Source organism: Acetobacter fabarum (assembly GCF_029069195.1).
In the GTDB taxonomy this organism is placed as follows: Bacteria; Pseudomonadota; Alphaproteobacteria; order Acetobacterales; family Acetobacteraceae; genus Acetobacter; species Acetobacter fabarum_A.
The window spans coordinates 1-1,527 of sequence record NZ_JARDYK010000034.1; the positions used below are offsets into that span (position 1 = coordinate 1).

General features: G+C 53.0%; 1 protein-coding gene. It reads right to left on the reverse strand.

The window, feature by feature from the left end:
- Positions 1-73 precede the first annotated feature (73 nt).
- Positions 74-1,450, reverse strand: coding sequence for an IS1182 family transposase (locus PY793_RS14075; protein WP_275178612.1), 1,377 nt, complete (start codon positions 1,448-1,450; stop codon positions 74-76).
- Between the last annotated feature and the right edge of the window lie 77 nt (positions 1,451-1,527).

Sequence of the window (1,527 nt, forward strand, 5' to 3'; positions counted from 1 at the left end):
AATTCTGTTGAAAAAGTCGCTTGCTGTGTCGGGCGGATCTGGGTTTGTGATAAGTTTGATGCGGCTGTCTCCTTCAGGTGGCCCTCTGGAGGGAGATGGCTGGCATCAGCTTTGCCATTTTACGCAGGTTCTGGGCGGTTGCTGCGAGAAGGAACTCATCTCTGGCGCCATTTGGGCCTCGTAATCGCAGTCGATCCAGTTTGAGTATGCGTTTGAGATGCGCGAACAGCATCTCAACTTTTTTCCTCTGTCTTCGTGATGTCACGTAAGCATCGGTCTGGGCGATGTCCCGCGCCATATCGCGAGCACCTTCATGCACGGACCGCATGATCTTGCGAGCGGGTGTATTGGGTGTGCAGCGCTGCCGGAATTCACACCCACTGCAATCCTTCACACGGGCTCGATAACGAATGAAGCCATCCTTATCGACACGGGAACGGGGTGTTGTGAAATTCCGATTGGATGCCCGGAGTTGATGACCGCCCGGGCAGGTATAAAAGTCATTCTCATGATCGAATGTGAAATCAGACCGTGCAAACGTCCCATCGTTGCGGGCTGATTTATCAAACACAGGAATATGCGGTTCGACCCCTTTCTCCTCTACCAGCCATGCGAGGTTGGCCGCATCTCCATAAGCACCATCTGCAGCCAGACGTTCAGGCCATAAGCCAAAGGTCTGCTGTACCCGTTCAATCATGCGACGCTGTGCTGTGACTTCCGCCTGACGCACCGATGTCGTGGCCTCCACATCGACAATAACAGCATGCCTGAGATCGATCAGATAATTGGTGCTGTATGAAAAGAACGCCTGATTGGGCGTGGCTGCAGAATACCGTGCCGCAGGATCTGTAGGAGATAATCTTTTAGGGACAACAGGTGTCGATGCACCGAATGCGGCATCGTCAAGAACGGCAAGATATTCTTTTACGGCACGCCCTACCGCATCAGGAGGAAGGCCTTCATCTCCCGGAACAGCCAGTCGTCGATTGGCATCGGCCTGGATCAGGCTGGCATCGACGGCAAAACCTTCCCCACCAACCAGACCCGTCTCGATACAGCGCCGGACGGTCAACTCGAACACTTCACGCAGAAGGTTGCTCTCACGGAAACGACCATGTCGGTTTTTTGAAAATGTGGAGTGATCAGGAACAGTCCCATCCAGACCCAACTGGCAGAACCACCGATAGGCGAGGTTCAGATGCACTTCTTCGCACAGACGCCGTTCGGAACGGATGCCCATGCAGTAGCCAATTAACAGCATCCGAATGAGGAGTTCCGGATCAATCGAGGGGCGCCCCATTGTGCTGTAAAATGGGCGAAGGTGTTCTCGAATTCCGGAGAGATCAATCAGCCGGTCAATGGATCGAAGCAGGTGATTGTCTGGTACATGCTGCTCCAGGCTGAACCCATAAAACAAAGTTTCCTGTACCCCGGTTCGCTCACCCATCATCTGCCGACACTCCTTGACTGATGACGACTGAATCAGGAAGCCATGATTATTTCAAGAGCGACTTTTTCAACAGAATT